Source organism: Faecalibacterium prausnitzii, assembly GCF_003324185.1.
In the GTDB taxonomy this organism is placed as follows: domain Bacteria; phylum Bacillota; class Clostridia; order Oscillospirales; family Ruminococcaceae; genus Faecalibacterium; species Faecalibacterium prausnitzii.
On record NZ_PXUP01000038.1, the window covers coordinates 1 to 8,204 of the forward strand.

Consider the following 8,204-nt stretch of genomic DNA (forward strand, 5'->3'; position numbering starts at 1 on the left):
TCCACAGCACCCTGAAACTATTGTAGCATTCCGCTGGAGAGCGGTCTATAAATACTACTATTTTATTATACGAGGTAACGTCTATGAACAATACGATTCCTTTTCACTCCGCAACTCACGCTCCGCAGATCACGGTGGTCGTGAACATTCTGTCCATGCTGAAGCAGGCGGCATCGTGCTTGAGCGAAATGGCAAGCGAGAATGTCTACCTTGCCGCCATCAGCCCGGACATGGAACTGACCATTATCATGGAGGAGGATGCCCCCTCCGTTCTGCCTTGTTTTGACGAGGACGATGCTCTGATCTCCGTGAAGGGTGCGCCGCTGTTTATCAGCTACAATCCGGCGCAGGTTCTCAAGCTGGCAGGCAAGCGGTACCTGACTGGCCCGGTGATTTTCTACCGCACCGATGGGCACAGCGCCATCGTATCCCTGACAGTGGAGGACATTTATCGCTTTCAGACCTATCTGGAAGATCACAGCACCACCCTGATGGCGGATGGTCAGAAGCTGACCTGCATCTGCATCGACTGAGGTGTGTCATGCTGAACTTTTTTATCGGTTTCGCATTTTTTGAAGCAGGTGCCTTTTTCGGCTTCTTCGTGGCGGCTCTGATGCAGGCGGCACGGAGCGGTGAGATCGGACTGAACGGAAAGGAGGATTCGCATGGAAGAGAACACCCTGTCGGTGCTGAAAATTGCGCCGGGACAGCATCCGCAGCAGGTCGAGATTGACAACGACCTGAAAGCCTTGCAGCAGGCTGTGGGCGGCTCGATTGATGCTGTTTACCCCTTTGCAGACCCGGTGGCCATCATCTGCAATGACGAGGGCAAGCTCATGGGACTGCCCCTGAACCGTGCCCTGCGGGATGAGGACGGGCAGATGTACGATGCCGTTGCCGGAGACTTTCTGGTGGTGGGTTTGGGCGAGGAGGATTTTGCATCCCTGACCCCGGAGATGGCGCAGAAGTACGAGCAGCTTTTCCATCAGCCGGAAGCCTTTCTGAAACTGGGCAACCGTCTGCTGGTGCTGCCGGTGCCCGATGAACCTCCGGCAGAAAAGCCCCGTTCCAAGCCCACGGCAGAGCATGACCGCTAAAATCACCCTGCTGCACGGGAGGTGATGGCAGTGCAGGAAGAAATCGAACAGAAATCATTCAACATTATGATCTCCACCACGAAGCTGTCTGCCCGGACTGTCCTGCGGGCAGTTAAAGCGGCGTTTCGGCTGTACCAGTCCAAGGCATCCCAAGGTAAGCAGAGCGTCCGCACTCTTCTGCGGCAGAACCGGGGCGTGTCCAGCGTGGAGATCAGCAAGACCGGCATCCGTGGTCTGGAACGCTATGCCAAAAAGTACGGCATCGACTACGCTATCCGCAAGGACAGCTCTGAAGTGCCGCCCCGGTATCTGGTCTTTTTCAAAGCCCCGGACGCAGAAGCCTTTCACTCGGCGTTCAAGGAGTATTCGGCATCTTTGCTGAACAAGGACAAACGCCCCTCGGTGCTGGCAAAACTGCATGAACTGGTGCAGGCGGCGGCAGAACTCCCCGGTAAAGTCCGGCACAAGGAACAGGAGCGTGGACTGTGACCACGAAAAAGCTGACAAAGCTGCTGGCACTGTACCTGCCCTATATTTTGCTGGGGCTGGTGGCAACCAACTTTGGCGAAGCGTGGCGGCTTGCCGAGGGCAAAGAACTGGGCGATAAGATCATGTCCATGATGGGTACTGTTCCGTTGACATTTGCGAATCCTCTGCCCAGCCTGCACCCTCTGGATTTGCTGGTGGGCTTGTGCTGCGGTGCAGGGCTGCGGCTGGCGGTCTATCTGCGTGGAAAAAACGCCAAGAAGTACCGCCACGGCATGGAGTACGGCTCTGCCCGGTGGGGTACGCCCAAGGACATTGAACCGTTCATGGCTCCGAAATTTGCCGACAACATCATCCTGACCAAAACGGAACGGTTGATGATGTCCAATCGCCCGCCGGACCCCAAGAACGCCCGGAACAAAAACGTTCTGGTGGTGGGCGGCTCCGGCAGCGGCAAAACCCGGTTTTGGCTCAAGCCCAACCTTTTACAATGTCACAGTTCCTATGTGGTTACTGACCCGAAAGGTAGTATCGTGGTCGAGTGTGGGAACGCACTTCTGAAAAACGGTTACAAGCTGAAAATTCTGAACACCATAAACTTCAAAAAGTCGATGCACTACAACCCCTTCGCCTATGTTCACAGCGAAAAGGACATTCTGAAACTTGTTACGACCCTGATGACCAACACCAAGGGTGAAGGGTCCGGCGGGGACCCATTCTGGGAAAAATCGGAGCGTCTTTTGCTCACCGCCCTGATCGCCTATCTGCATTATGAAGCCCCGGTGGAGGAACAAAACTTTGATACCCTGCTGGAAATGCTGAACACCATGCAGGTGCTGGAGGATGACGAGGAATATCAGAACCCGGTGGATCTGCTGTTTGAAGAACTGGCGAAAAAGAAGCCCAATTCCTTTGCCGGACGGCAGTACAAACTTTACAAGCTGGCTGCCGGCAAGACCGCAAAATCCATCCTTATTTCCTGTGGTGCCAGATTAGCCCCCTTCGACATCCAAGAGTTGCGTGACCTCACCATGTACGATGAGCTGCAACTGGACACGCTGGGCGATAAGAAAACGGCGCTTTTCCTCATTATGTCGGACACGGATTCCACCTTTAATTTTCTCATCAGCATGGTCTACACGCAGCTTTTCAATCTGCTTTGCGATAAAGCAGATGATGTGTACGGCGGCAAGCTGCCCATCCATGTACGCTGTCTGATCGACGAGTGCGCCAACATCGGGCAGATTCCCAATCTGGAAAAGCTGGTGGCGACCATCCGCAGCCGTGAGATTTCCGCCTGTCTGGTACTGCAAGCCCGTAGCCAATTGAAAGCCATCTACAAGGACAATGCGGACACTATCGTGGGCAACATGGACAGCCAGATTTTCCTCGGCGGCTCCGAACCCACCACCCTGAAAGACCTGTCGGAAATGCTGGGAAAAGAGACCATTGACGCATTCAACACCTCGGACACCCGTGGTAACAGCCCCAGCTATGGCACCACGTTCCAGAAGATGGGGCATGAATTGTTGAGCCGGGACGAGCTTGCGGTGCTGGACGGCGGTAAGTGTATTTTGCAGTTGCGTGGCGTCAGACCGTTTTTGAGCGACAAGTATGACCTGACCCAGCACCCCAACTACAAGTTGACCTCGGACTACGACCCCAAAAACACCTTTGATATTGAAAAATATCTGAACCGAAAAGAAAAAATCAATCCCAATGATGCATTTGTTGTGATTGATGCTGATTCGCTTCCGTCTGCCTGACCCGGTAGGCGGTTTTATTTTACCCCGGTCAGAAAGGTGCACCAGAAAATCAACCTTGCCGCGGTTATGCAGCGTAAAACAATAAGATTTCGGGTGTGTACAAATGACCGGAAACGCTTTATAATAAAGGAGAAAAGACTATGGAATTCTTCAACTCTGCTATCGAAGTTCTTCAGACTCTGGTCGTGGCTTTGGGTGCCGGTCTCGGCGTGTGGGGTGCCATCAACCTGCTGGAAGGTTATGGTAACGACAACCCCGGCAGTAAGAGTCAGGGCATGAAGCAGCTCATGGCTGGCGGCGGTGTCGCTCTGGTGGGCATCACCCTGATTCCCCTGCTGAGCGGTCTGTTCGGTTAAGAACAGCGGGCGGCGGTTGCCGCCCGGTACATACTATAATGGGGAAAGCCATAGTAACTATCTCACATACAGAAGGTGAAGCAGATGAGCGAGATTTTATTGTATCATGGCAGTAAAGAAGAAGTTGTCTATCCCGAAATCCGCATCACACGGTATACAAAAGACTTTTCTTGGGGATTCTACTGCACGAACAACTATCAGCAAGCCTACCGCTGGGCAGACCGCCGTTCTGCCGATGGTATTGTGAACGTCTATCGCTATGTAGAAAATCCCGACCTGAAGATTCTGCGTTTCCCTGAAATGTCGGACGAATGGCTGGATTTCATTGCAAAATGTCGTGCAGGCGAAACCCATCCCTACGATATTGTGGAGGGACCCATGGCAGACGACACCATTTGGGATTACGTCAACGGATTTACGTCCGGGCAGATCAGCCGTGAAGCATTTTGGGCCTTGGCGAAGTTCAAGCATCCGACACATCAAATCAGCTTTCATACCGTAAACGCTTTGCACTGCCTGGCCTTTGAGAGGAGTGAACCCATCCATGACCGAAAAGCAGAAAAATGATGTTCTCTATGTTTGTAGCCTGATCGAGACCATTGCCCGCAAGACCAAAAATCATCGGCAGGATGTGATTCGTCACTTCACAAAAGCCGACGTCGAACGGCAGCTCCGGCTGGCAGAAGTAAACCATTGCCTGTCCTTTGAGCAGGTTTCGGATGAGTTGATCGATGATTTCAACATTCCGGAGGGGGATTTTGATACCGCTGCAGAGTGCCGCTACACGGTCCCTTCTACAACCTCCATCGGAATGCTGTATCAGGGGCTAGTGCTGTCCACCATGAAGGATGAAGATGCTGCACAGGCAATTCTGGATGTTTTTTCGTCGTTTATCACGGATGAAATCTCCGATTTCAATTCCAACGTATACTACACCAATCCTGATTATCTCCGCTGCTCCTATCTGGAGGGCAAGATGCTTGCTTGATTTCCACTTTCTTACCGCTAGGAGCATCGCAAATGAACGATTACAAGCCTTACAAACAGCTCAAGCAGAAACAGAAAGCTAAAGTTGTAGAGCGGATATATAAAGAACTGCATCAGTTCTTTTCTGATAACCAACGGTTTCCTGATACCCCGGATGAACATGAGTTGCTTGCTCGTCAAATTTTTTCGCACATTCCATACCATGTTTCCTTTGACGAGTTCTATGCCGTATATAATAAAAAGCATTCCGCTATTGAACAGCGTCTTGCAGAGAAAGGATTACCGGAACATCTGCTTCATCGTGAGGAACGCAGACAGGAAAAACTGAATCGTCCTGCTGTAAAAATGACAAATCCCCACAGAAAGAAGAAAAAGAAACAGGTGTTCGAGCCACTCGTGGAACAGAATGATGATTTCTTCTTTATTGCTGGTTATACTTCTGGCGGTGCTCCTTATGGTGTCACATGGGAAGAAATGGGCCTAGAGCCTTGGGAAGAACTTATATAAATATTGTTGCCATTGCCGATTGCCAAAAGCAGTCGGCATTTTTGTTTTCATCGGCTTCTGAGTCGATTATTCCATACGGCGGCTTGAGCAGCAACAGATAGCCCTCTGCGGTTTGCAGGTTTATTGAATGTCCGTGCTCCAAGCCGTGTCTTTTATCCACCCATCAACGAAAGGCGGTGTCTTATGCAGTTTTTGACCCACATTATTTTTCTCCTGAACCTTCTCAAGACCCTTATCAACCATTTCAGCTAAGGACGGTGACTGAATGGAAACCGTTCTCAAAGCCATTGCCGACTGGATCAAAGGCATCCTGACGGCAGGCATTATGTCAAACCTTTCTGGTCTGTTCGATGATGTGAACACGCAGGTGGGAAATATTGCACAGCAGGTGGGCACCAAACCCTCCAGCTTTGAGCCGCGCGTTTTTGCAATGATCGAAGCTCTTTCTCGGAATGTGGTGCTGCCCATTGCAGGCATCATCCTGACCTTCATCGCCTGTTACGAGTTGATCGAGATGATCACACAGCACAACAATATGGCACAGTTTGAGCCTGCGCTCATCATGCGCTGGATCTTCAAAACGGCGGTGTCGGTGTGGCTCATCAGCAATACTTTCGACATTGTGATGGCGGTCTTTGACCTGACACAGAAGGTGGTGTCTGATTCCAGTGGCATCATTGCCGGAAACACCCGCGTCAACGACATTGGCTTGTCGATGTTGGAAGCCAGCCTGATGCAGATGGATGTAGGCCCCCTGTTCGGGCTGTTCCTGCAAAGTTTCTTCATCGGCATCACCATGCGGATCTTGAGCATTATCATTTTTGTAATCGTCTACGGGCGTATGATTGAAATCTACTGCATGGTGAGCCTTGCGCCCATCCCCATGGCAACATGGGGCAACCACGAGCAGTCGCACATGGGGCAGAACTACCTGAAATGCCTGTTCGCATTGGGCTTTCAAGGCTTCCTCATCCTCATCTGCGTGGCAATTTACGCGGTGCTGATCCAGAGCGTGGCGATTTCCGGGGATGCCATCAACTCCATTTGGAGCATTGTGGGCTACACTGTTCTGCTCTGTTTCAGCCTGTTTAAGACCAGCTCCGTGACGAAATCTGTTCTCGGAGCGCATTAAAGGAGGTGCTTACTTGGCTGCGTATATTTCCGTTCCCCGTGACCTGACGAAAGTAAAATCGAAGGTCGCATTCAACCTGACGAAACGGCAACTGCTTTGTTTCGGCACGGCGGCACTGATTGGAGTGCCGCTGTTTTTTGTTCTCCGGGATTCCGGCGGCAACACAGCCGCCACCCTTGGCATGATGGCCGTTATGCTGCCTGCATTTTTTCTGGGTATGTACGAGAAAAATGGTCAGCCGCTGGAAAAACTGCTGTCGCACTATGTTCAGGCGCGATTCTTGCGCCCGAAGATTCGACCTTATAAGACCAACAACTACTACGCGATTTTGATGAGAGGAGGGTCAGCCAATGCCGTTTTGGAAAAAGACCGATAAGGGCGGCAAGAAAAAGCCGCCGAAGTCTGCTGTTCCCCGGACAGCACAGCAGTCCATCCCCATGCAGCGGATGTTCGAGGATGGCACTTGCCGGGTGAAGCCGAACTATTATACTCGGACGATTGCCTATCAGGATATCAATTATCAGTTGGCGCAGCAGGAGGATAAGACTGCGATTTTTGAGGAATGGTGTTCATTCCTCAATTTTTTCGACAGTTCCATCAAGTTTGAACTGTCCTTTGTGAACATGGCAACGGACAGCACAGAGTTTGAGAAGAGCATCCGCATCCCGTACCAGAAAGATGGCTTTGACGATGTTCGCGCCGAGTATTCTCAAATGCTGCGTCAGCAGCTTGCCAAGGGCAATAATGGTCTGACCAAGACCAAATTCATCACCTTTGGTGTGGAGGGTGAAAGCATGGCGCAGGTCAAGCCCCGGCTGGACCACATTCAGAACGATCTGTTGAACAACTTCCACCGGCTTGGGGTGCAGGCAAAGCCCTTAAACGGTGCTCAGCGGCTGAAACTCATGCACGATATGTTCAACATGGACGGCGCATCCAAGTTTCACTTTGACTGGAAGGACCTCGTGAAAAGCGGCCTTTCGGTGAAGGATGCCATTGCACCCACCGCTTTTGCATTCAAGAACAGCCGCACCTTCCAGATGGGCGGTATCTTTTGCGCCGCCAGCTTTCTGAGCATCACGGCATCCGACATCAGCGACCAGCTTTTGAAGGATTTTCTGGACATGGATTCCTCGCAGATCGTTACCATGCACATCCAGAGTGTCGATCAGAATCGTGCCATTAAGACCGTCAAGCGCACCATCACCGAACTCGATAGATCAAAGATCGAGGAGCAGAAGAAAGCCATCCGCGCCGGATATGATATCGACATCATTCCGTCGGATTTGGCAACCTACGGCAGAGATGCAAAGGCTCTTTTGAAAGAGTTACAGAGCCAGAACGAGCGGATGTTCCTCGTCACTTTTTTGGTGCTGAACACCGGCAGGACTGAACAGGAACTGGAAAACAACGTTTTTCAGGCATCCAGTATTGCCCAGAAGCACAACTGCAACCTGTGCCGCCTTGACTTTCAGCAGGAGCAGGGGCTGATGAGCAGCCTGCCGCTGGCTGACTGTCAGATCGAAATTCAGCGAGGGCTGACCACCAGCAGCACCGCCATCTTCATTCCGTTTACCACACAGGAACTGTACCAGTCCGGCAAAGAAAGCCTGTATTACGGCCTGAACGCCCTGTCCAACAACTTAATCATGGTGGACCGGAAGAAGCTGAAAAATCCCAATGGCCTGATTTTGGGTACTCCCGGCTCTGGCAAAAGTTTCTCGGCAAAGCGTGAAATCGCAAACGCTTTTTTGGTGACGGACGATGATATTATTGTGAACGATCCAGAGGGAGAGGTGCGACACGAAGTCGCGTAATGTATTGTGTATAAACACTGCTCTATCCATTTGGAGTAACCCTACTGTGACCTGCA

The 8,204-nt window shown here is 51.5% G+C and carries 10 protein-coding genes and 1 pseudogene; all 11 read left to right on the forward strand.

Annotation, left to right across the window (positions count from 1 at the left end; genetic code table 11):
* Window positions 1-83: 83 nt before the first annotated feature.
* A complete protein-coding gene (locus tag C7J97_RS14160) occupies window positions 84-533 on the forward strand; it encodes a hypothetical protein (protein WP_113993333.1) in 450 nt (149 codons plus the stop codon).
* Between the two features lie 132 nt (window positions 534-665).
* Window positions 666-1,097: a DUF3846 domain-containing protein gene (locus tag C7J97_RS14170; protein ID WP_242983536.1), complete on the forward strand. Its 432-nt coding sequence runs from the start codon at window positions 666-668 to the stop codon at window positions 1,095-1,097.
* A gap of 24 nt (window positions 1,098-1,121) precedes the next feature.
* Window positions 1,122-1,586, forward strand: coding sequence for a PcfB family protein (locus tag C7J97_RS14175; RefSeq protein ID WP_113993336.1), 465 nt, complete (start codon window positions 1,122-1,124; stop codon window positions 1,584-1,586).
* Window positions 1,583-3,349 (forward strand): VirD4-like conjugal transfer protein, CD1115 family, encoded by a 1,767-nt coding sequence (locus C7J97_RS14180; protein WP_113993337.1) that lies wholly within the window; start codon window positions 1,583-1,585, stop codon window positions 3,347-3,349. The genes C7J97_RS14175 and C7J97_RS14180 overlap by 4 nt, the downstream gene beginning before the upstream one ends.
* Before the next feature lie 140 nt (window positions 3,350-3,489).
* Window positions 3,490-3,705, forward strand: a complete 216-nt coding sequence (locus tag C7J97_RS14185) for a Maff2 family mobile element protein (protein WP_055186938.1) — start codon at window positions 3,490-3,492, stop codon at window positions 3,703-3,705.
* Window positions 3,706-3,789: 84 nt separating this feature from the next.
* Window positions 3,790-4,272 carry a DUF3990 domain-containing protein gene (locus C7J97_RS14190; RefSeq protein ID WP_113993338.1) on the forward strand — a complete coding sequence of 161 codons (483 nt, stop codon included), beginning with the start codon at window positions 3,790-3,792 and terminating at the stop codon, window positions 4,270-4,272.
* Window positions 4,250-4,693: a hypothetical protein gene (locus tag C7J97_RS14195; protein WP_113993340.1), complete on the forward strand. Its 444-nt coding sequence runs from the start codon at window positions 4,250-4,252 to the stop codon at window positions 4,691-4,693. The genes C7J97_RS14190 and C7J97_RS14195 overlap by 23 nt, the downstream gene beginning before the upstream one ends.
* 32 nt (window positions 4,694-4,725) lie before the next feature.
* Window positions 4,726-5,199, forward strand: a complete 474-nt coding sequence (locus C7J97_RS14200; RefSeq protein WP_113993341.1) for a hypothetical protein — start codon at window positions 4,726-4,728, stop codon at window positions 5,197-5,199.
* A 265-nt stretch (window positions 5,200-5,464) separates the two neighbouring features.
* The gene (locus C7J97_RS14210; RefSeq protein ID WP_113993342.1) at window positions 5,465-6,331 is read left to right on the forward strand and encodes a VirB6/TrbL-like conjugal transfer protein, CD1112 family; all 867 of its coding nucleotides are present in this window, start codon (window positions 5,465-5,467) and stop codon (window positions 6,329-6,331) included.
* A gap of 13 nt (window positions 6,332-6,344) precedes the next feature.
* Window positions 6,345-6,707, forward strand: coding sequence for a PrgI family protein (locus tag C7J97_RS14215; RefSeq protein WP_097793239.1), 363 nt, complete (start codon window positions 6,345-6,347; stop codon window positions 6,705-6,707).
* Window positions 6,682-8,127 (forward strand): annotated as a pseudogene (locus C7J97_RS14220) (VirB4-like conjugal transfer ATPase, CD1110 family); the annotation flags it as partial. The gene C7J97_RS14215 and the pseudogene C7J97_RS14220, both read left to right, overlap by 26 nt.
* Between the last annotated feature and the right edge of the window lie 77 nt (window positions 8,128-8,204).